This is a genomic window from Shigella flexneri 2a str. 301 (assembly GCF_000006925.2).
In the GTDB taxonomy this organism is placed as follows: Bacteria; Pseudomonadota; Gammaproteobacteria; order Enterobacterales; family Enterobacteriaceae; genus ECMA0423.
In genome coordinates, this window is record NC_004337.2 from 903,091 (window position 1) to 923,758 (window position 20,668).

General features: G+C 48.2%; 24 protein-coding genes, 3 pseudogenes and 7 other annotated features. Of the genes and pseudogenes, 9 read left to right on the plus strand and 18 right to left on the minus strand.

Features of this window, described 5'->3' with window-relative positions:
- Positions 1-108: 108 nt before the first annotated feature.
- A complete protein-coding gene (locus SF0864) occupies positions 109-399 on the minus strand; it encodes a bacteriophage protein (protein ID NP_706790.1) in 291 nt (96 codons plus the stop codon).
- 233 nt (positions 400-632) lie between these two features.
- Positions 633-1,895, plus strand: a mobile genetic element.
- Between SF0864 and SF0865 the strand changes: the two genes are divergently transcribed.
- Both SF0865 and SF0866 read left to right on the plus strand, forming a co-directional pair.
- Positions 697-999 carry an insertion sequence element IS600 transposase gene (locus SF0865; RefSeq protein ID NP_706791.1) on the plus strand — a complete coding sequence of 101 codons (303 nt, stop codon included), beginning with the start codon at positions 697-699 and terminating at the stop codon, positions 997-999. It overlaps the preceding feature by 303 nt.
- Entirely contained in the window at positions 1,035-1,853 is an 819-nt protein-coding gene (locus SF0866; protein ID NP_706792.1) for an insertion sequence element IS600 protein, read from the plus strand. (Lies within the feature at positions 633-1,895.)
- On the opposite strand, the gene SF0867 is transcribed toward SF0866, so the two are convergent.
- From SF0867 to SF0875, 10 genes and pseudogenes are all read right to left on the minus strand, one after another.
- Positions 1,893-2,264, minus strand: coding sequence for a bacteriophage protein (locus tag SF0867; RefSeq protein NP_706793.2), 372 nt, complete (start codon positions 2,262-2,264; stop codon positions 1,893-1,895).
- Positions 2,265-2,302: 38 nt before the next feature.
- Positions 2,303-2,590 carry a hypothetical protein gene (locus SF0868; protein NP_706794.1) on the minus strand — a complete coding sequence of 96 codons (288 nt, stop codon included), beginning with the start codon at positions 2,588-2,590 and terminating at the stop codon, positions 2,303-2,305.
- 249 nt (positions 2,591-2,839) lie between these two features.
- Complete coding sequence (locus tag SF0868a) at positions 2,840-3,052, minus strand: hypothetical protein (protein ID YP_008439234.1); 213 nt, start codon at positions 3,050-3,052, stop codon at positions 2,840-2,842.
- A gap of 170 nt (positions 3,053-3,222) precedes the next feature.
- The gene (locus tag SF0869; RefSeq protein ID NP_706795.1) at positions 3,223-3,789 is read right to left on the minus strand and encodes a hypothetical protein; all 567 of its coding nucleotides are present in this window, start codon (positions 3,787-3,789) and stop codon (positions 3,223-3,225) included.
- A 267-nt stretch (positions 3,790-4,056) separates the two neighbouring features.
- The gene (locus tag SF0870a; RefSeq protein ID YP_008439235.1) at positions 4,057-4,470 is read right to left on the minus strand and encodes a hypothetical protein; all 414 of its coding nucleotides are present in this window, start codon (positions 4,468-4,470) and stop codon (positions 4,057-4,059) included.
- Positions 4,471-4,893 carry a bacteriophage protein gene (locus tag SF0871; protein NP_706797.1) on the minus strand — a complete coding sequence of 141 codons (423 nt, stop codon included), beginning with the start codon at positions 4,891-4,893 and terminating at the stop codon, positions 4,471-4,473. It abuts the gene before it with no gap.
- Positions 4,894-4,907: 14 nt separating this feature from the next.
- Positions 4,908-5,654 (minus strand) — a sequence feature (Similar to Escherichia coli K12 DNA replication factor ref: NP_415878.1 (248 aa). BLAST with identity of 92% in 248 aa. This CDS contains an in-frame stop codon. The sequence has been checked and is believed to be correct.).
- Positions 4,908-5,654 (minus strand): annotated as a pseudogene (locus SF0872). It overlaps the preceding feature by 747 nt.
- A 145-nt stretch (positions 5,655-5,799) precedes the next feature.
- Positions 5,800-6,432 carry a bacteriophage protein gene (locus tag SF0873; protein NP_706798.1) on the minus strand — a complete coding sequence of 211 codons (633 nt, stop codon included), beginning with the start codon at positions 6,430-6,432 and terminating at the stop codon, positions 5,800-5,802.
- A 77-nt stretch (positions 6,433-6,509) separates the two neighbouring features.
- Positions 6,510-6,932, minus strand: a complete 423-nt coding sequence (locus SF0874) for a bacteriophage protein (RefSeq protein NP_706799.1) — start codon at positions 6,930-6,932, stop codon at positions 6,510-6,512.
- A complete protein-coding gene (locus tag SF0875) occupies positions 6,916-7,143 on the minus strand; it encodes a DNA-binding transcriptional regulator DicC (RefSeq protein ID NP_706800.1) in 228 nt (75 codons plus the stop codon). The genes SF0874 and SF0875 overlap by 17 nt, the downstream gene beginning before the upstream one ends.
- A gap of 76 nt (positions 7,144-7,219) precedes the next feature.
- On the opposite strand from SF0875, the gene SF0876 reads away from it, so the two are divergent.
- Together SF0876 and SF0877 are read left to right on the plus strand one after the other, a co-directional pair.
- Positions 7,220-7,627 (plus strand): transcriptional repressor DicA, encoded by a 408-nt coding sequence (locus SF0876; protein ID NP_706801.1) that lies wholly within the window; start codon positions 7,220-7,222, stop codon positions 7,625-7,627.
- Between the two features lie 202 nt (positions 7,628-7,829).
- Positions 7,830-7,985 (plus strand): hypothetical protein, encoded by a 156-nt coding sequence (locus tag SF0877; protein ID NP_706802.2) that lies wholly within the window; start codon positions 7,830-7,832, stop codon positions 7,983-7,985.
- 435 nt (positions 7,986-8,420) lie between these two features.
- Positions 8,421-9,751: a mobile genetic element, on the minus strand.
- Here the strand turns inward: SF0877 and SF0878 are convergent.
- Both SF0878 and SF0879 read right to left on the minus strand, forming a co-directional pair.
- Positions 8,432-9,337, minus strand: coding sequence for an IS2 transposase TnpB (locus SF0878; protein NP_706803.1), 906 nt, complete (start codon positions 9,335-9,337; stop codon positions 8,432-8,434). Its footprint overlaps the feature before it by 906 nt.
- Entirely contained in the window at positions 9,295-9,705 is a 411-nt protein-coding gene (locus tag SF0879) for an IS2 repressor TnpA (RefSeq protein ID NP_706804.3), read from the minus strand. It lies within the feature at positions 8,421-9,751. The genes SF0878 and SF0879 overlap by 43 nt, the downstream gene beginning before the upstream one ends.
- 348 nt (positions 9,752-10,099) lie before the next feature.
- Here SF0879 and SF0880 point away from each other — a divergent pair.
- The 3 genes from SF0880 (at position 10,100) to SF0882 (ending at position 12,726) form a co-directional block, all read left to right on the plus strand.
- Entirely contained in the window at positions 10,100-11,056 is a 957-nt protein-coding gene (locus SF0880) for a bacteriophage protein (protein NP_706805.1), read from the plus strand.
- 449 nt (positions 11,057-11,505) lie between these two features.
- Positions 11,506-12,769, plus strand: a mobile genetic element.
- Positions 11,570-11,872 (plus strand): insertion sequence element IS600 transposase, encoded by a 303-nt coding sequence (locus SF0881; RefSeq protein NP_706806.1) that lies wholly within the window; start codon positions 11,570-11,572, stop codon positions 11,870-11,872. It overlaps the preceding feature by 303 nt.
- A complete protein-coding gene (locus SF0882) occupies positions 11,908-12,726 on the plus strand; it encodes an insertion sequence element IS600 protein (RefSeq protein NP_706807.1) in 819 nt (272 codons plus the stop codon). It lies within the feature at positions 11,506-12,769.
- On the opposite strand, the gene SF0883 is transcribed toward SF0882, so the two are convergent.
- The 3 genes from SF0883 to SF0885 all read right to left on the minus strand — a co-directional run bounded on the left by SF0883 (position 12,751) and on the right by SF0885 (position 14,895).
- Positions 12,751-13,395, minus strand: coding sequence for an exodeoxyribonuclease VIII (locus SF0883; RefSeq protein ID NP_706808.1), 645 nt, complete (start codon positions 13,393-13,395; stop codon positions 12,751-12,753).
- Positions 13,396-13,695: 300 nt before the next feature.
- Positions 13,696-14,959 (minus strand) — a mobile genetic element.
- On the minus strand, positions 13,739-14,557 hold the full coding sequence (locus SF0884; RefSeq protein ID NP_706809.1) for an insertion sequence element IS600 protein: 819 nt from the start codon (positions 14,555-14,557) through the stop codon (positions 13,739-13,741). It overlaps the preceding feature by 819 nt.
- Entirely contained in the window at positions 14,593-14,895 is a 303-nt protein-coding gene (locus tag SF0885) for an insertion sequence element IS600 transposase (protein NP_706810.1), read from the minus strand. (Lies within the feature at positions 13,696-14,959.)
- 1 nt (position 14,960) lies before the next feature.
- Here SF0885 and SF0886 point away from each other — a divergent pair.
- Entirely contained in the window at positions 14,961-15,578 is a 618-nt protein-coding gene (locus SF0886; RefSeq protein NP_706811.2) for a bacteriophage protein, read from the plus strand.
- Positions 15,579-15,757: 179 nt separating this feature from the next.
- Positions 15,758-17,568 (minus strand) — a sequence feature (Similar to Shigella flexneri IpaH9.8 gb: AAC23714.1 (545 aa). BLAST with identity of 64% in 604 aa. This CDS has been disrupted by insertion. The sequence has been checked and is believed to be correct.).
- Here the strand turns inward: SF0886 and ipaH_2 are convergent.
- Positions 15,758-17,568: pseudogene (gene ipaH_2, locus SF0887) on the minus strand. (Overlaps the previous feature by 1,811 nt.)
- 896 nt (positions 17,569-18,464) lie before the next feature.
- Between ipaH_2 and ybhE the strand changes: the two are divergent.
- Positions 18,465-19,460, plus strand: a complete 996-nt coding sequence (gene ybhE, locus SF0888) for a 6-phosphogluconolactonase (RefSeq protein ID NP_706812.2) — start codon at positions 18,465-18,467, stop codon at positions 19,458-19,460.
- A 40-nt stretch (positions 19,461-19,500) separates the two neighbouring features.
- Positions 19,501-20,517: a sequence feature (Similar to Escherichia coli K12 transcriptional regulator LYSR-type gi: 1786984 (339 aa). BLAST with identity of 97% in 338 aa. This CDS contains an in-frame stop codon. The sequence has been checked and is believed to be correct.), on the minus strand.
- On the opposite strand, the pseudogene ybhD reads toward ybhE, so the two are convergent.
- Positions 19,501-20,517, minus strand: a pseudogene (ybhD, locus tag SF0889). Its footprint overlaps the feature before it by 1,017 nt.
- Positions 20,518-20,668 lie beyond the last annotated feature (151 nt).

Consider the following 20,668-nt stretch of genomic DNA (forward strand, 5'->3'; position numbering starts at 1 on the left):
CAATATACGACCAGCGCCCCCACATACGTAGTTTTCCCTGAATCCAGACACTTTCCAGCGTGGTGAGACGAAGGTGTTCTCCGCTTTTTCCTGTATTCGTTGGGTAAATCATAAATATCCCTCCTTTCTCCAGATTTCTTGTGTGCGAAAAACACCTTCTGCATGCATCAGGCGTAATTCTTCTTTGGTGTAATCGCTGGTTTTTACCCGCCCGTCGATTAAATCGTGGCACGAGCTACAGGCAATCGCTGCCTGCATATCGTGTGGCTTTATCGCTGTTCCGCACGTTCCCGCCAGTCGGTAATGCGCCAGCACAGACGTTTCCGGATCGTGATTGCAGTAGCCAGGAATTCTGACGGTGCACATCTGCCCCCGCGCCGCTTTAAGTAAATCCACCATTACGCAAACTCCAGCAGCTGCGCGGCCACATTTTCGACTTGTTCCGGAGAGGAAAATTTACGGAACAGAATCCAGTTCCACAGCACATTCAGTACAGATTTATAAACCTGCTGAAACTCGGTTTCGTCCATATTCGCAAACGCGATAGATTTCGCCCGACACCCACGGCTACCGTCCGGATAAAAATGCTCGGTGTAAAATCCGGCCTGAATGGCTACCCACTCGCGGAAAGCTGAGGTAGCCTGAGTTTAACGGACACTCCTTCCTGAAATAGAATGGCATCAGAAGGAGCTAATAATGAGCAGAAAAACCCAACGTTACTCTAAAGAGTTCAAAGCCGAAGCTGTCAGAACGGTTCTTGAAAATCAACTTTCGATCAGTGAAGGCGCTTCCCGATTATCCCTTCCTGAAGGCACTTTAGGACAATGGGTTACCGCCGCCAGAAAAGGGCTCGGTACTCCTGGTTCCCGCACGGTGGCTGAACTGGAATCTGAAATTCTGCAACTGCGTAAGGCGTTAAATGAAGCTCGCCTTGAGCGAGATATATTAAAAAAAGCAACAGCGTATTTTGCACAGGAGTCGCTGAAAAATACGCGTTAATCGAACAATGGCGACAACAATTTCCCATTGAAGCGATGTGTCAGGTATTTGGTGTATCCAGGAGCGGTTATTACAACTGGGTACAGCATGAACCCTCAGACAGAAAACAAAGTGATGAGCGGCTAAAGCTGGAGATTAAGGTGGCACATATCCGCACTCGCGAAACATATGGAACCCGGCGGCTCCAGACGGAGCTGGCAGATAACGGAATTATCGTCGGTCGTGACAGACTGGCACGTCTTCGTAAGGAGCTGAGGCTGCACTGTAAGCAGAAACGCAAGTTCAGGGCGACCACAAGCTCTGACCACAATCTGCCGGGTACGCCGAATCTGCTGAATCAGAACTTTACGCCCACAGCACCTAATCAGGTCTGGGTCGCAGATTTAACGTATGTTGCCACCCGGGAAGGATGGCTGTATCTCGCTGGCGTCAAACATGTTTATACGTGCGAAATTGTCGGCTACGCCATGGGAGAGCGCATGACAAAAGAGCTGACAGGTAAAGCCCTGTTTATGGCGCTCAGGAGCCAGCGCCCACCTGCCGGGCTAATCCACCACTCTGATCGAGGTTCACAGTACTGCGCATACGATTACCGGGTCATACAGGAGCAGTCTGGTCTGAAAACATCAATGTCGCGTAAAGGTAACTGTTACGACAACGCTCCGATGGAAAGCTTCTGGGGAACGCTGAAAAATGAGAGCCTGAGCCACTATCGTTTTAATAACCGGGATGAAGCCATCTCAGTAATACGGGAATACATTGAGATTTTCTACAATCGTCAGCGTCGTCACTCTCGTCTGGGGAATATCTCCCCGGCAGCCTTCAGGGAAAAATATCATCAGATGACTGCTTAAAAAAGAACAAATGGTAGTGTCCGCTATTGCCAGTACACCTCAAGCCTCAAACGACTTTAGCAATGCCGTATCACGGGTTCTGCGTGTCGCAACTGTATTCAGATATTGCTCTGCGGCTTCGCTCAGAGCTGGCGTATGTTCCCGGCCTACTGATTCACACAGGTAATCAACGAAACCGGACACCAGTTTTCGTTCGCGAGGCGTGATCGCCCCACCGACCGGAGTCCAGTAATCGAAACCCAGTTGCAGGAGTTTGAAAAAACGCTTGTGGAATGCGTAGTTACGCACACGCTTAAAGTCTGCGTGTATCCACTCACCTATTTTGATTTGATGCAGAAAATCGCAACTCTCCGGCGTCGCCGGGAGAAGTAATCCGGAAGAGGTTTGTTTGACCAGTTGTATATGTGCCATCGGCTTTCTCCGGTGGCACGGTGTTACACAGCAGGAGTTCAATCCTGCTCAAGATTGTAGATGAGTTTATTCTTCAGCAAAAGCAGAAAACCAGCCTTAAAACCAATCTTTTTCAAAACCCGTAATGATGTGACAAATTCGTCCTCACGCAAAATAAAACCGTCCGTCAGAAGTCCATTACAAAAATAAAATAACACAGCACCGCTCTTCCTTTGTTGAGATTGCAAACATCTAATGCGGCAATGGCTGACAATCGCTCCATTCTCAACGCGCACAGCATAGAGGCCATTTTCACTAAAAATTTCACGCAATTCTTCGATTTTCATCTTCAGAATCCTTCCAGATAAATAGCTCTCCCCTGTTCGGGGTCCATCCCTCTTCTCCCTGCGCGCTACTTAAGTGAGTCGATTCTATCTGCGAAGGTGCGCGAATCAAATTCACCGGAAATAAACAACAAAAAACCCGCCGAAACGCTGAGAGATCACGGCGATGGGCGGGTTAAGTGCGGGTGCGTTGAGGATGCCTGACACATCAGAGGTGGGCGGGGATGGGATCAGCTCCCCACCCGGTCACTCTTACTTCCTGGATTCGTAGTCTACGAAGACAGCGACCTCCGTCTGGCCGGTTCGGATTCGTACCTCACAGAGGTCTTTCCTCGTTACCAGTGCCGTCACTATGACGGTTAAACAGATGACGATCAGGGCGATTAACATCGCCTTTTGCTGCTTCATAGCCTGCTTCTCCTTGCCTTTCGGCATGTAAGAGGCTAACCTACATGTGCAAAGCATGAAATTGGCCTCAGATTAATGTTAAGCGTCTTGCCGGACGCGTAATGTTAACTGGGGCTTTTCTCTATCTGCCTTTTGGTGTTCATGCCTGAAGCAGATAGCCTCAAGCACCCGCAGTCATTCTACTTACCTCGCCAATATGAAATCAATCAGAAAGGTGCCCCATAAAATCACTCCTTCTCTTCTTTACCGTAGTGGAGTTGACCAATTTTGATAAGAGGGCGTCCCTGAGATTTGCGGTGTAGATTGGTATCGCGCAGAGAATACACACAGCCACAATATTCCTGCTGATAGAATTTTTCGCGCTTGCTGATTTCAATCATACGGGACGAGCCGCCCTGCTTGCGCCAGTTATAATCCCAGTACACCATGCCCGGATAATGCGCGACGGCTCGCCGCCCACAGTCGTTAACCTGCTGCATATTTTTCCAGCGTGAAATGCCCAGTGAACTGCTGATCACACTGAAACCATTTTCAGCGGCGTACAGCGCTGTCCGCTCAAAACGCATGTCAAAACACATGGTGCAACGGATCCCTCGTTCGGGCTCCCATTCCATTCCTTTGGCTCGTTCAAACCAGTTGTCTGTGTCGTAATCAGCATCAATAAACGGCACGCCGTGTTGTTCAGCAAAGCGAATATTCTCATCCTTACGAATTAAATACTCTTTCTGAGGATGAATGTTCGGGTTGTAGAAAAAGATGGTGTAGTCGATTTCCGAGGCCTGAAGCGCCTCCATCACCTCACCGGAACATGGAGCACAGCAAGAGTGCAGTAGTAGTTTGTTTGCCCCGTTTGGGAGCTCCAATTTGGGCCGTTTGAAATCAGCAACTGTCATAAATATGTTTATTGAGGTCATAAAAATATCAAAGAGTGTAGCATTAGAACGGGGCTATCGGAAACAGATGTGTGACTGCTCCCCGCCCTTTCGGGCGGTCTCCTGATGATTTGAGGGTGCAGAAATCCCTCCGGTTAAGGATTAAATTTTTAACAGTGCTAAATTTAATTATTCAGTTCTGGATTTTGTCGCCCTGCGTATCCGCGCTTTCGCGTTACGCTCAATCTGTATCAGCTTTTCTATATTTCTCCGCCTTTCCTGTTCCTCCTGGCGCAATAGCCTTACATCATCTGCCAGTCTGGTTTCTCTTTTTGCCACAGAGAGCATCCAGTCAAACGGCTCCACAACCGCACCGCAGATTTTACAGCGGACCTGACGCTCTTTTTCGTCAACCCGTACAGAGGCGTGATGGCAATATGGTCTTTCCGATGGCTTATAAAGAAAATTAACCTGATTACGAGGGTCATCCTCTTTTATCGGAAATAAAACGATATTGCTTAACTCATCTTCTGGTTTTATTTCCATGCTCCTCTCCTTTGATGCGAATGCCAGCGGTAATTGAAGCCTGATAGCTAATTTCATTCACAGTATCGCCTCCTGAAAATTACCCTGATAGAAAGCCAGTACACGCTGCATAGCTTCGCTCTTCCGGCACTCGCGACAGATTATATTCAGGCGCCTGTCGTAGCGGCGTATTTCTCCGTCAGGTAATGACCAGATAAGGTCCGGATCAACAACAACCGGTTTCCTCACCTTTACTCTCGAGAGTTTTTTGCGGGCGCTTTGCCAGTCCTTGCGAGCCTGTTCAGACGGGAATAAGCCGTAGCCAGAATTATATACATCACCACTTGCGACCAGTTCTATGCATAAGCGACCGACAGACGCACGACTGATACCTGTTTCATCGGACAACTGCCGAATCGTGACCCGACCGTCCTGATGCACGAGTTCCACAATTCGCGTCTTCAGTTCTTCCCGCTGTTCGGGAGTAAAAGGTTTCGCCATAAATCCTCCTGAAACTACTTAACAACCCTCGAATGGCTAACATTCGGACGCCAGCTCTCCCAGTTAAAATTAACCCAGCGCCCGCCGTTCATGACCATGCGATCCATCACCCGCTCGCCGAGCAATGTTTTCATCACCTCATAGTTCAGGTTTGTCAGCATCCCCACGCTGCGCATCGACGCTGTCCGGCGATCAACAATCTGGTGCAGCACCACCTGCTCGTTTTTCGTCTCGCGCTGAATGCCAATTTCATCAAGAACCAGCAGATCCACTTCGCACAGCTCCCGCAAAAATTTTTCGCCTGACTGCCCGTCGTCATAGCTGGCGTGCAGGGCGCTCATAACATCAGCCACGGTAACCACAATCACTGTCTGACCGTCTTTCAGCAGGCGATTCCCGATAGCTGCCGCTAAGTGATTCTACCCGGTATCAGGTTTTCCGCTGAACGCAAAATTTGTACACCCGGTCATCAGTTCATCGGCGATGGATTTCGCCTGGCTTAACGCGTATCGCTGGCCGTCGTTCTGCACCTGGTAATTCGCAAACGAGCATTTACGGTGCAACGGCTGGATGCCTGAGCGATTCAGAATTTTTTCCACCCGCAACTGGCGATTCAGGCGGTTGATCTCCTCGCTACGTTTCTGGCCTTCAGCAAGTTGCCACTCGCGCCACTCCGCTACCGTTCTGAATGGGGCGGTTACATGTTGCGGGGTCAGTCGGCGGATGCGTTCCAGAACGCCGCCTGTCGCAATATTTTTCATGGTCCGTTACCCCCTGAAGCCTGGCGGGATCGCACTGTCCGGCAACGAGACGGTGTTAACCTGTCGGAGCAACGTCTCAGGCCGAACACCTTTCGGCGCGAACAGGCCCTGGTATTCATTGGCGATGCTGTGTCGAATCACCTGCTCAGGTGTAAAACCCTGCTGACGGAATTTTTCCAGTTCCCGTATCGCCCTGCTCCGTTCGAATCGGTTTTCGCAATGCCTGTCTGAACCGGACCCACTCATGCCAGAGTGTTTCCGGCAACCAATCGGGCAGCTCAATAGCCTCCGGCTCGAATTTTTTAGACGCTCGTTTTTGGCGAGGGGGATTTAGGGGGAGATCAGTATTTAGATCTTCCTCTTCCACTGGTAACGCTTTTTGATCCGTTTGTGTAACGCTGGCAGCGTTACCTTTTCGTTTCAGTTCGCGTATTTTTGTTACTCGCTCGTTTGTAACCGCCCGTTTTTTAGAGCTTTTTCCGTTATGACGTTCAAAGTTAGGTAGAGAAAGCCCACCGTCATTTTCGACCAGCCATCCAACCTGAATTAACGCATCAGCAAAACCAGACATAAAAGTGATGCGATCTATTGCACTTTTTGTAACGCCGCGAGCGTTACAATCTGCATTACCGTCTATCATTTGTTGATCCGCCCATGCCCAGAAGCGAATAACCTTCCCTAATGCGGCATCTGGATCAATATTCAGAATCTCAGCAAGCCTGAATATTTCCGGCTTATCCGGCGTAATAACCTCGAGCTTTATCCAGTTTGAAGCCATTTGTTTTCACCTTGTAACGCTCGCAGCGTTACATTTAACTGATACCGAACAAAACAATCCGGCACGATTAATTTCAATCAATGCACTACGACAGAATCGCCGGGCGACCCACCACCGCTGAAATGTGCTTTCCGGTAAACGGCCTGGACAGCATCATCATGCGCATCAATTGCCGTACTCAACGCTTCCTGCGCCGCCAGTAATGCACGGCGTTCCAGGGTATCGAAGATACAGAGTCGGTGACGCAGCTCACGCGGAAGAATTGCCAGAACCGCAGGGATCAGTTTCTGAATTTTTTCCCTTTGCGCTTTCGTTTCACCTTTCAACCAACGGTGATAGATATTCTGCTGATTGTTCCAGTCCTTGCCTGGTACCAGAGACAATTCGCCGCCCCCCTGCCGCAGATATTCTTCAGTAATTGCGTTAGCGACCCACGCCTGCCCTTTTTCGGCTGCCAGGGCTAACAGCACTGATTCGATGTGCTCATGCCTGATTTTCATGAATCACCTTCCCAGGTCGTTTTGCCTTACGATATTCGTCATAAACTTTGGGGTCGTACTGAAGTTCCCCGCCAGATGCCTCTTGCAGGCGCATCGCGCGACCTTCAGGAACCAGTTCCCCCCATGCAGCAATGCTTGCCAGCCTAACTCCTGCGGCATTGGCAAGCTTTGTTTTGCTGCCAAAAAACGCTATAGCATCAATTTTCAACATATCGAGCTCCTTAGATTTTCCTAAGGAAACCAGGCCGTAGAGAAACCTAAGTCAAGAAAAATTAGAATTCCCTAATATGAAAAACGAAACCTTCGGTGCTCGCCTCTTACATAGGCGTAAAAAATTAAAACTGTCTCAGGCCGCATTAGGTAAGCTGGTCAAAGTGGCTCACGTAACAATTTCTCAATGGGAAAGAGATGAAACACAGCCGGCGGGGAAAAGATTATTCGCACTGAGCCAAGCGCTTCAGTGCTCACCGACTTGGCTTCTTTTTGGGGATGAAGATAAACAACCAGGCGAACCGATCCCGGATAATCAGCCAGCCATTCTGACAGAAGATCAAAAAGAGTTACTTCAACTGTTCGACGCACTGCCTGAGTCAGAGCAAAAGGCCCTGTTGTCAGAGATGCGTGCTCGAGTTGAAAATTTCAACAAACTTTTTGAAGAACTACTCAAAGCTCGCAAAAGAAGCGCAAACAAATAATCCCCTTTTTTCTCCACACCCTGTAATAAAAAGCACAAACTTTCAAACACTTGTGTTTTTCACATCAAAAAACTTAGGTTTTTCTACACAAAAATCTTGATCACCCTCCTTAGGTTATTCTAAATTTTATTCATCAAGACACCGCACGGTGTTCTCAGCAAACAGTTCCGCTACCCCGGCGTTAAGGGGAAATGGGGTCAACATGAATACTATCGATCTTGGCAACAACGAATCTCCGGTGTACGGCGTGTTCCCCAACCAGGACGGCACATTCACCGCCATAACGTATACCAAAAGCAAAACGTTTAAAACCGAAGCTGGCGCACGTCGTTGGTTGGGAAGACATTCAGGTGAGTAAAATGAACGAGACAGAATTAAAACACGTTATCGCTCTACTCCTAGAAGATGCAAAACGCCTCCAGCAACTGGAGCCAAATGCAGGCACTGGGGCACGCATCTGGCTGGCTAAAGAAGCGCTGGAATCTGGCGATTATGATAGCGAAGAAGCCTTCTACAAAGCAGAAGGCCGTGCAGGATATTCACCGGGTCTTGGCGGGGTATAAATACCATGCGCATTGACTGAATTCGCAAACAAAAACAGACGCGCGATACCCGGATAGTCGGTCTGCATAGTCAGATATCTGGCTGCGAATTTGATAAATATCACCGCCCTTTTCGGAAACATAAGTTCCGTCCGGGAGTTGATTATACGAACCATCTCCATGGGGGATCGTTCTCCTGAATCCTAGTGAGAGCATATATTTATGAAGCCCTTCGTAATCCTCTGGCTCAGTGGATTTGCCCCTATATTTCCAGACATCTGTTATCACTTAACCCATTACAAGCCCGCTGCCGCAGATATTCCCGTGGCGAGCGATAACCCAGCGCACTATGCGGATGCCATTCGTTATAATGCTCGAACGCCTCTGCAAGGTTCTTTGCTGCCGTTAACCCGTCTGGTTTGGGCATGATACTGATGTAGTCACGCTTTATCGTTTTCACGAAGCTCTCTGCTATTCCGTTACTCTCCGGACTCCGCACCGCCGTGTTCTTCGGTTCAAGTCCCAACATCCGGGCGAACTGGCGTGTTTCATTAGCCCGGTAGCATGAACCATTATCCGTCAGCCACTCCACTGGAGACGACGGAAGATCGTTGCCGAAGCGGCGTTCCACCGCTCCCAGCATGACGTCCTGTACTGTTTCACTGTTGAAGCCGCCGGTAGTCCCCGCCCAGTGCAGTGCCTCACGATCACAGCAGTCCAGCGCGAACGTGACACGCAGTCTCTCTCCGTTATCACAGCAGAACTCGAACCCGTCAGAGCACCATCGCTGATTGCTTTCTTTCACGGCCACTCTGCCTGTATGTGCCCGTTTCGATGGCGGTACAGCAGGTTTTCGCTCAAGCAACAGCGCATTCTGGCGCATGAGCCGGTAAACACGTTTGGCATTGATCGCAGGCATACCATCAAGTTCTGCCTGTCTGCGAAGCAGCGCCCATACCCGACGATAACCATACGTGGGCAGCTCTCCGATAACATGGTGTATACGGAGAAGCACATCCGTATCATCAGTGTGACGACTGCGGCGGCCATCCATCCAGTCATCGGTTCGTCTGAGAATGACGTGCAACTGCGCACGCGATACCCGGAGACAACGGCTGACTAAGCTTACTCCCCATCCCCGGGCAATAAGGGCGCGTGCGCTATCCACTTTTTTGCCCGTCCATATTCAACGGCTTCTTTGAGGAGTTCATTTTCCATCGTTTTCTTGCCGAGCAGGCGCTGGAGTTCTTTAATCTGCTTCATGGCGGCAGCAAGTTCAGAGGCAGGAACAACCTGTTCTCCGGCGGCCACAGCAGTAAGACTTCCTTCCTGGTATTGCTTACGCCAGAGAAATAACTGGCTGGCTGCTACACCATGTTGCCGGGCAACGAGGGAGACCGTCATCCCCGGTTCAAAGCTCTGCTGAACAATTGCGATCTTTTCCTGTGTGGTACGCCGTCTGCGTTTCTCCGGCCCTAAGACATCAATCATCTGTTCTCCAATGACTAGTCTAAAAACTAGTATTAAGACTATCACTTAAATAAGTGATACTGGTTGTCTGGAGATTCAGGGGGCCAGTCTACTCAGCATTATATAGTTCTACTCTGGCGAGATACGTTGGCATATTCATTTCCTTACTGGTTGTGTGAGAACTTCAGTAAAGATACCACCAAAGCCCGGAAGTGGTGAAATAAAACCGGGCACAACACGAAGGCGCATTTCCGGTATCCATAAAGAGTCGGTCTTGTCTGTGAAATTTAAATGGTGGGAGTGCGCTTCCGGTTGTAAATAACGACATTGCTGTGTGAAGTACCAGTTGGCGGCATCGGTTTAATTGCTGGCTGATGTCCGCCCTTTTTAAAGTGAATTTTGTGATGCGGTGAATGCGGCTATGCGCACGCGGCACAGTTAAAAGTCATGTTAGTCCTTATTGGTTTGGGTGGGAAAGCCAACTGTAATTGTTAACTGGTTAACGTCACCTGGAGGCACCAGGCACCGCATCAACAAAGTTCACTTCGGTGATGAAAGGAAAGAGAAAATGTTGAATGTAGCTATTGAAAACCAGAACGGGTGGAATTATAGTGCACCTGCACCTCATAAAACGGGTGCCGGGATTGCTACCCCGACGATGACTACTGCGCATAACCGCGCTCAGGCGGTTTTTTTATGCGTCAAGCACAGCCACATTCAGATTATGGTGGGGCGTGCAGGGCAGCCGCAAGGCTGGCCGGTTTCGGTAGTCACCGGTTGTAGCAACCCTGTGCGTCTCACCACCCATGAGATTGCTACCTCTGGTGGTGAGTCATTTAAACTGACTATCGAGGCTGCCATCATGGCTACTATCCTTACCCTTTCTCACCCTGACGCAACCATCGAAAATGGTCGCGCTGTCACTACGTCTGTTGCGGTTGCGGAGTTCTTCCGGAAAATGCACAAAAACGTTATTCAGAAGATCGAAACTCTCGAATGCTCGCCGGAGTTTAACCGGCTTAATTTTAAGCCCGTCACCTATACCGACGCCAAAGGCGAAAAACGCCCAATGTACCAAATCACCAAAAACGGCTTCGTTTTCCTGGTGATGGGCTTCACTGGCAAAAAAGCCGCCGCATTCAAGGAAGCCTACATTGCTGAGTTCGACCGCATGGAGGCCGAACTGCGCCAGAATAACACCCCACCTGCAGACAAGATGATTCCGGGTGATGGTCGCACTCTGGTTGTTCACTTCGACAAATTCGGCAATGTCGAATTCACCGAAACCGTTCCTGATGGCGCACTGGTCTGTACCCTGGAGACTTTCCGGTTTTATCTGGAAAAACAGGGATGGACTCTTGTTAACCGGGGCGCAATTAAAAATATGACTGTGGAACAATTACTTTCTTTAAAATAAAAATGGAGCTACGGATATGAACCCTATGCTTGATTATTGTTTTACCTCTGCACCTCAGCAGACCATAACACACACCGGAATCAAAAATTTGTTATGGATAATCAAAAAAAACCTCCAGTAGAAAGGTGATCCCGATTTAATTCCCTGTGCTTATGGCCTGTGTGACAGACAAGTAAGCCCTGATAAGGCTTACACTGCTGAACTTATTTACATGCACGGAACCATGATGAGGAAAAAGAAACGCAAATATTGTAGTGAAATCTGCGCCGAAAAAGACCAGATGGCACACGAACTTTAATTAACTGACTATTCGAAACTGAATTTATGCCAGCAATGGCAGGGATTCGCTCAACCTTAATTAAGGAGAAAAACATGAACACCAATTATGAAGCCACTGTTGCAACTACTGATAACATTGTTCACGAGGTTTACCTGGAAGGAAAGCATATTGAGGTAGCCTGAGTTTAACGGACACTCCTTCCTGAAATAGAATGGCATCAGAAGGAGCTAATAATGAGCAGAAAAACCCAACGTTACTCTAAAGAGTTCAAAGCCGAAGCTGTCAGAACGGTTCTTGAAAATCAACTTTCGATCAGTGAAGGCGCTTCCCGATTATCCCTTCCTGAAGGCACTTTAGGACAATGGGTTACCGCCGCCAGAAAAGGGCTCGGTACTCCTGGTTCCCGCACGGTGGCTGAACTGGAATCTGAAATTCTGCAACTGCGTAAGGCGTTAAATGAAGCTCGCCTTGAGCGCGATATATTAAAAAAAGCAACAGCGTATTTTGCACAGGAGTCGCTGAAAAATACGCGTTAATCGAACAATGGCGACAACAATTTCCCATTGAAGCGATGTGTCAGGTATTTGGTGTATCCAGGAGCGGTTATTGCAACTGGGTACAGCATGAACCCTCAGACAGAAAACAAAGTGATGAGCGGCTAAAACTGGAGATTAAGGTGGCACATATCCGCACTCGCGAAACATATGGAACCCGGCGGCTCCAGACGGAGCTGGCAGAGAATGGCATCATCGTTGGTCGTGACCGACTGGCACGTCTTCGTAAGGAGCTGAGGCTACGCTGTAAGCAGAAACGCAAGTTCAGAGCGACTACGAACCCGAACCACAATCTGCCAGTTGCGCCAAATCTGCTGAACCAGACGTTCGCTCCTACAGCACCAAATCAGGTCTGGGTGGCGGACCTGACGTATGTTGCCACACAGGAGGGATGGTTGTACCTCGCTGGCATCAAAGATGTTTATACGTGCGAAATTGTCGGCTACGCCATGGGAGAGCGCATGACAAAAGAGCTGACAGGTAAAGCCCTGTTTATGGCGCTCAGGAGCCAGCGCCCACCTGCCGGGCTAATCCACCACTCTGATCGAGGTTCACAGTACTGCGCATACGATTACCGGGTCATACAGGAGCAGTCTGGTCTGAAAACATCAATGTCGCGTAAAGGTAACTGTTACGACAACGCTCCGATGGAAAGCTTCTGGGGAACGCTGAAAAATGAGAGCCTGAGCCACTATCGTTTTAATAACCGGGATGAAGCCATCTCAGTAATACGGGAATACATTGAGATTTTCTACAATCGTCAGCGTCGTCACTCTCGTCTGGGGAATATCTCCCCGGCAGCCTTCAGGGAAAAATATCATCAGATAGCTGCTTAAAAAAAGAACAAATGGTAGTGTCCGCTATTGCCAGTACACCTCAGCCTTAATTGCATCAGTCAGGCGGAGCAGGGCGGCATTATCCAGAGTTGTCGGTTCTGCCATGCCGCGTATGGCCAACAGCAGATTCTGGACATAGCTGTTTTCCTGATCCATCTCAAGAGCAGTAATGTGTTTGCGTTGTTCACGGGTGGCATGATGCAGGTATTTCAGATCCCCGGCAGCATACGTAAAAATGTGCAGAAGACGCTGTGTGAACCGCAAAGTGGCTACAGAGACTTCGCAATCCTGGCAATCCTCGTGGGCGTCTGCCTGCGCGTTTTCTTCCTGGCCTCCCGCCAGTTCTTTGGTTTCTTGAGCATTATCCTGGTGGTGAACGTCGTCTGGCGCTGCTCCCGGTTTTAGTTCCCATGTCATGGAGTCTTTGCTGAGTTGATAGCGTTCACTCCAGGTAAAATCGATCTCACCTTCAGGGGGAAGGTCATTAACGACAGGAAAATTTGTGGCAACAGCTTTAAAATAGTTGCTCAGTTTTTTACCTGACTTAACGAGCAGATAGTCCAGAGTGGTGCTGGTCGATTCAAAATCGTCGCTTGCCCACAGGACGACGTCAGGTTCACCGGATGATTTTTTCGCTTTCCGTAACAGGAAGAGTGGTTTTGTGCTCATTGTTTTTTAACCTCAACTCAGATTAAAATTACTGCGAGTGATGAATAAATGTCCCAGGTTCTTCACTCAGGCCTGCACACTGTGCAGGCTTTCTTTTTTTCAGATTTCACCTTTTAATTTCATTGCAATCAGATTTGCCAGAAATTCGGCTTTTTTTCTGCGGGCAGATTATTTCCGATGTAAACTAGGCACATTTTTGTGGCACCTTCAACAAGAGTTTTAAAGTTTCCTGATAGACCGTCGATATCAACTACAGTGAATGGGGTTTCTTTATTTTCTGTTTTAATTACGTAGCCAATATGAGGTGTACTGGCAATAGCGGACACTACCATTTGTTCTTTTTTTAAGCAGTCATCTGATGATATTTTTCCCTGAAGGCTGCCGGGGAGATATTCCCCAGACGAGAGTGACGACGCTGACGATTGTAGAAAATCTCAATGTATTCCCGTATTACTAAGATGGCTTCATCCCGGTTATTAAAACGATAGTGGCTCAGGCTCTCATTTTTCAGCGTTCCCCATAAGCTTTCCATCGGAGCGTTGTCGTAACAGTTACCTTTACGCGACATTGATGTTTGCAGACCAGACTGCTCCTGTATGACCCGGTAATCGTATGCGCAGTACTGTGAACCTCGATCAGAGTGGTGGATTAGCCCGGCAGGTGGGCGCTGGCTCCTGAGCGCCATAAACAGGGCTTTACCTGTCAGCTCTTTTGTCATGCGCTCTCCCATGGCGTAGCCGACAATTTCACACGTATAAACATCTTTGATGCCAGCGAGGTACAACCATCCCTCCTGTGTGGCAACATACGTCAGGTCCGCCACCCAGACCTGATTTGGTGCTGTAGGAGCGAACGTCTGGTTCAGCAGATTTGGCGCAACTGGCAGATTGTGGTTCGGGTTCGTAGTCGCTCTGAACTTGCGTTTCTGCTTACAGCGTAGCCTCAGCTCCTTACGAAGACGTGCCAGTCGGTCACGACCAACGATGATGCCATTCTCTGCCAGCTCCGTCTGGAGCCGCCGGGTTCCATATGTTTCGCGAGTGCGGATATGTGCCACCTTAATCTCCGGTTTTAGCCGCTCATCACTTTGTTTTCTGTCTGAGGGTTCATGCTGTACCCAGTTGTAATAACCGCTCCTGGATACACCAAATACCTGACACATCGCTTCAATGGGAAATTGTTGTCGCCATTGTTCGATTAACGCGTATTTTTCAGCGACTCCTGTGCAAAATACGCTGTTGCTTTTTTTAATATATCTCGCTCAAGGCGAGCTTCATTTAACGCCTTACGCAGTTGCAGAATTTCAGATTCCAGTTCAGCCAGCGTGCGGGAACCAGGAGTACCGAGCCCTTTTCTGGCGGCGGTAACCCATTGTCCTAAAGTGCCTTCAGGAAGAGATAATCGGGAAGCGCCTTCACTGATCGAAAGTTGATTTTCAAGAACCGTTCTGACAGCTTCGGCTTTGAACTCTTTAGAGTAACGTTGGGTTTTTCTGCTCATTATTAGCTCCTTCTGATGCCATTCTATTTCAGGAAGGAGTGTCCGTTAAACTCAGGCTACCTCACATGTCTCTGGCGCAATGCCCGGGCTTTTTATTCGCACATCGTGAGGAATGCACCGTGGAAATTAAAAAAATCATTAATCCCCGTTATACCGAAAGTGGCGCAGTAGACTGTGACGTTTTTTTTGACGACAGGGACCAGGCAGTCCCCTACACAGCCACCGCTGATGATGTCGCACCGACGGGTCAGCGAATCTGGCAGGAACTGCAAAGTGGCAAATGGGGTGAGATAGCCCCATTCACTGTGACACCAGAAATGCTGGAAGCGGCCAGAGAGGCCAGACGTCAGGAAATTGAAGCATGGCGCACAGAACAGGAGGCGAAGCCGTTCACGTTTGAATGGAACGGTCGTATCTGGAATGCTGGCCCCAACTCACTGGGCCGCCTTTATCCGGTGGTAATGGCTGCGAAATCCGACATTGTACGGGACGTGATGACGTGGGGTGATGCCGATAATCAGCAGGTGAAACTGTCGATGCCGGAACTGGAAGAACTGGCGGCAGCAATGGTGCAGGCGCAGGTCGATCGCAACGATGAGATTTATCGCCGTCAGCGTGAAATGAAAGAGGAGCTGAGCGGTCTGGATGATTTGGCTTCAATTCGGGCGTTTGACGTTGAGTAATGAATAAGCCGCAACTGGCGGAATCACAGAAGACCGCTTTGCTTACCGAAGCGGAGTCTGTCATCCGGCCGCCGGGGCGTGCTGTCAGGCTGAACAGGGAAACGGATGAATCCGGGGAGGCCCGGGGGCGGGCCTCTGTTTTTCCGGAGTCAGTCCGGTCTGTGGTTTATGCGATGTGATTATGAATGGTGCAGTTGTGAGCCGTTTTCAGACAATCGCAGGGCCAGTACCTCGTCAGTCAGCTGACGGTAAATCTGCTGTTCAGTCTCACGCATCACCTGTGCTCCTGCTTCCCTCTCCGCATCCGCATCATCGCTCAGACCGGATGCTTTCAGCCGGTCAGCCACCCTCTGAGGGTACTCATTCTCCAGCATCTCATACTTCTGCTCTTCTGCCTGCGCCCAGCGGTCAGCTTCCGTACGCTTCAGTACAGCATGCCATGGTCCCCAGAGGGAGAACCAGTCCGTAAATTCATTCTCTTCACGGCTTCTGACCATGGCTTCGGCAGTGCGGAGGTCATTTGCTGTCACTCCCGACACGCCATAGAAACGCATTTCCTTCACGGCAGTGGAGAGCTGAAGTTTCTCTGCGAGCATGGTCTGGAAGGCCAGGTAGACTTCTATCTCATCCACAAAATGGAGAGTTCTGACTTTATCCCGGGCAATGTCCTCCAGAATTTCGAGGCGGAACATTTCCCTGCCCAGGGAGAGCAGAGCGCCGGTATCATTATCGAAAAGGCCTTCAGATGCCTGATGGACCAGGAGGGTTTTCCGGAGATTGTTCCATGTGAGCGCGACACGGTCCTCACAGCTCTCAGTGGCATCAGCAGCAACAGCGAAAGACTGCTGTCGAAGCTCCGCAGAGGCACTGAGTTTTTCCAGCCATGCAGCGACCTGTTCACGGAATCCGGAGGTATTGCGTGCAGAGACGGTATCGGAAAGGCGGTCAAGGAACGCGGAGAATGCCCGGGAATTCTCCTCGGTGGAAAAAGAAGTCCATTGTGTAGAAACCTCCCGACGATCTGCTTCAGGAAACCAGGCTGCCACAGTTTCGGGAAGAGGGGGGATCTGAAAGTTCTGCCCCCCTTCAGTGATGACTCTGATATGGCGCGAATGTAAATTTTGCGGCAACATCTGGCGTAAAAACAGTCTGTTTTGGTCTGACAGGGAAATACGAAACTGAGGCCCGTTAAAATTTGGAACCGAAGTTTGCTGTATTAAGAATAGCAGAGTTTGATCTGATAAGGGGTTATTTGCAATCTCAATAGTTATATGAGGATCTAAACGAAAAAGATTTGTCGGGATTGTAGTTATTTGGTTGTTTTCAAAATAAAAAAATCTTCTCATGATAATATTTTCTTGGATGTTTGGTAAGTTGCTTAATCTATTGCTATATGCAAAAAGAAGTTGCAGTCTCCTAGGTAAAGGGGGCAGTTCAGTAAGATGGTTGTGCGCAACCTTAAGTATCTTAAGATTAGAAGGCAGAGATGGAAGAGTTTGCAGTTCGTTGTTCCTAACCTCAAGTTTTTTAAATTCAAGGGTAATGAAGGCAGTGTGGATAACCTATTATACTCTGCGCTTAGTGATTTGATGGTGTCTGGTAATAACGGCAGATTCTCTAATTGATTTTCGGACACATCCAAAGTTATTAGATAATGTGGTAATGCAGATATATGTGTTAAGAAATTATCTCTTGCAATAAGTTCTTTAATATTTTCAGGTAAATCAGTAAGGATGGTTAATTTATTACAGCTCACATCAAGCTTTTTAATGCAAGCAGGGAGTACAGGTAGCGAGGAAAGCGCCAAGGCTCGCAGGTCCAGTTTATGCCCCTTAGAGGTAAGACATGCACGAAGTCTTCTTACCGCCTCAGTACGCTGTTCTTCCGGTAACCCCTGTTTCTCCCAATCATCCCATTCGGACAAATAATGGTTGGGGGATGTAATTGTGCTGATATGTGGAAATAAACAGGATGAAATGTTTCTGAGCATATTAATTTCTCGCATATGGATATGGAATTAGATTGTGAATAAATTGTATTTAATGTATCTCTCCTAATGAGGAGGGTGTTTCAGAATATTCGCCATAAGGGAATGAGTGTTATATCATGCTTTCTACCCTAGTAAGTATATTTGCTTTTTTCGTATATTTGGTTCATCTTTTTTTGATGTTTTACATATTCACAATGCAGAGGATTTATACCAGAGGACATTAGTCTTGAGTAAGATACTACAACATCTCCAACTATTTTAGCCAGCCTGACTACTTGACTTGGTAATATTTGTTGCTAATAATCATGTATAAAATAAGCTTATATACATAGTAACTTCAGCAAAGGATTTAGTAATGATCAAAATCATATCTCAATGTACTGTTTTTTTCTTTAAAAAAACAGTACATTCTATTTTATAATGACTGTGTATTCCCATGGAAGGAGATCACCCAATTCTCCCCCCCGACTTTTGACGCAGTGTCTTGTTAACAGGGGGATTGACCATGCTTATTGGCTATGTACGCGTATCAACAAATGACCAGAATACCGATCTACAACGTAATGCGTTTATTTGTGCCGGAAGTGAGTTGATTGTTGCGCGAATGGGAAGTTGGCCAGAAGTTGTTATGGCATAGTGTTTACGGTCGTTGATACAGGTAAACAAAAGCGGGGAGAGTCATACTCCCTGAATAGTCGCGAAAATATCTGTGGCATTGTCAAATTCGTGTCGGTGACTAATATTTTAGTAATATGCCATTCGAAATGGAGTGCTAACTTATTGATTTAATTGATGTGCGATATTGTATTTTATCGTGTTTTGTTGTCTGTTTTTTATCCAGTAAGTGTTGTTATATGTATGAAAGATAAGGGATTTATCATTTTTGAGGTGTGTTCATGAAGCAAACAGTTTATATCGCCAGCCCTGAGAGCCAGCAAATTCACGTCTGGAACCTGAATCATGAAGGCGCACTGACGCTGACACAGGTTGTCGATGTGCCGGGGCAGGTGCAGCCGATGGTGGTCAGCCCGGACAAACGTTATCTCTATGTTGGTGTTCGCCCTGAGTTTCGCGTCCTGGCGTATCGTATTGCCCCGGACGATGGCGCACTGACCTTTGCCGCAGAGTCTGTGCTGCCGGGTAGTCCGACGCATATTTCCACCGATCACCAGGGGCAGTTTGTCTTTGTAGGTTCTTACAATGCGGGTAACGTGAGCGTAACGCGTCTGGAAGATGGCCTGCCAGTGGGCGTCGTCGATGTAGTCGAGGGGCTGGACGGTTGCCATTCCGCCAATATCTCACCGGACAACCGTACGCTGTGGGTTCCGGCATTAAAGCAGGATCGCATTTGCCTGTTTACGGTCAGCGATGATGGTCATCTGGTGGCGCAGGACCCTGCGGAAGTGACTACCGTTGAAGGGGCCGGCCCGCGTCATATGGTATTCCATCCAAACGAACAATATGCGTATTGCGTCAATGAGTTAAACAGCTCAGTGGATGTCTGGGAACTGAAAGATCCGCACGGCAATATCGAATGTGTCCAGACGCTGGATATGATGCCGGAAAACTTCTCCGACACCCGTTGGGCGGCTGATATTCATATCACCCCGGATGGTCGCCATTTATACGCCTGCGACCGTACCGCCAGTCTGATTACCGTTTTCAGCGTTTCGGAAGATGGCAGCGTGTTGAGTAAAGAAGGCTTCCAGCCAACGGAAACCCAGCCGCGCGGCTTCAATGTTGATTACAGCGGCAAGTATCTGATTGCCGCTGGGCAAAAATCTCACCACATCTCGGTATACGAAATTGTTGGCGAGCAGGGGCTACTGCATGAAAAAGGCCGCTATGCGGTCGGGCAGGGACCAATGTGGGTGGTGGTTAACGCACACTAACCGCTGATTTAACCGGCGCAGTCTCTCCTGCGCCGGTGTATTAACTTATCTCCTGTAACGCATGTCTCTGGCGTTCGACGATATTGGTCCACAAATTGTCTTTATCGTCAGTCCACAAATTAATCAGCAAGGAAAAAAAGCGTTCAGCTGCCGGAGAAAGCACGGCATCTTTGCGGCGAATAATCCCCAATGTCCGACGTATAACGGGTTCCACCAGTGGGATACCAATAATCGAAGAATAGGGCGCATGGGGCATTGCCAGACCAGGAAGCGCCGAAATCCCCAGTCCTGCCTCCACTAGTCCTAATGACGTCGAAAGATGACGCACTTCGTAAAACCAGTCCAGCTTCCAGGGCTTGTCGGCTAGCTGTTGTTCTATCAACAATCGGTTGCCGCTGGAGGAACGTACGCCAATCATTTTGTAACCCACTAACGCCTGCCATTCTACAAGCTACTTTTTGGCCAATGGATGGTCACGCCGACAGGCCAGCACGAATGGCTCGTTGACCAGTGGGGTAAAATCAATGGATGAATTTGTGACGTTGTTCATGTTTATGCCAAAGTCTGATTCGTTACACAGCACCGATTCCATGCAATTATTCGTGCCTTGTTCCAGAATCCGCACTTTAATATTGGGATACAGCTCATTAAATTTACCGATTGCCAGCGGTAAAAAATAAAATACTGCGGTCGGAATACACGCTAATGTCACCATACCACGATGATAAGCATTCATATCACGAATATTAAAAAGCGTTTCATCGAATTTCTTTATTAATTCCCGCGCCTCCGGGAGCAACCTTTTTCCTGCTTTTGTTAACGTAACCTTGCGAGTTGTACGCTCAAATAGTTGAATATGTAAATCTTCCTCCATCTTTTTTATTCTTCGCGTTAATGCAGGTTGCGTAATATTGAGTAATTTAGCGGCATTGTTAAATGAACTGGACTCTGCCAGTATGACAAATGCCTTCATACTTGATAATTCATGCTTCATTATTACTCCGGAAAATGGAAGCGACGATTTTGGGGGGCTGGTCGTTAAAAATTTTAACTGCATTTAGCCAACTTAAATTAATGAAAAAATGTTATTAATCGTTGAGCTAAAGTCATTAGAGATGCTTTGTCCTTAATGTAACCATATCGCAATAAGTTATGTTTTTAAATTGAGGGCATTATTATGAAAAAAATACCCTGCGTGATGATGCGAG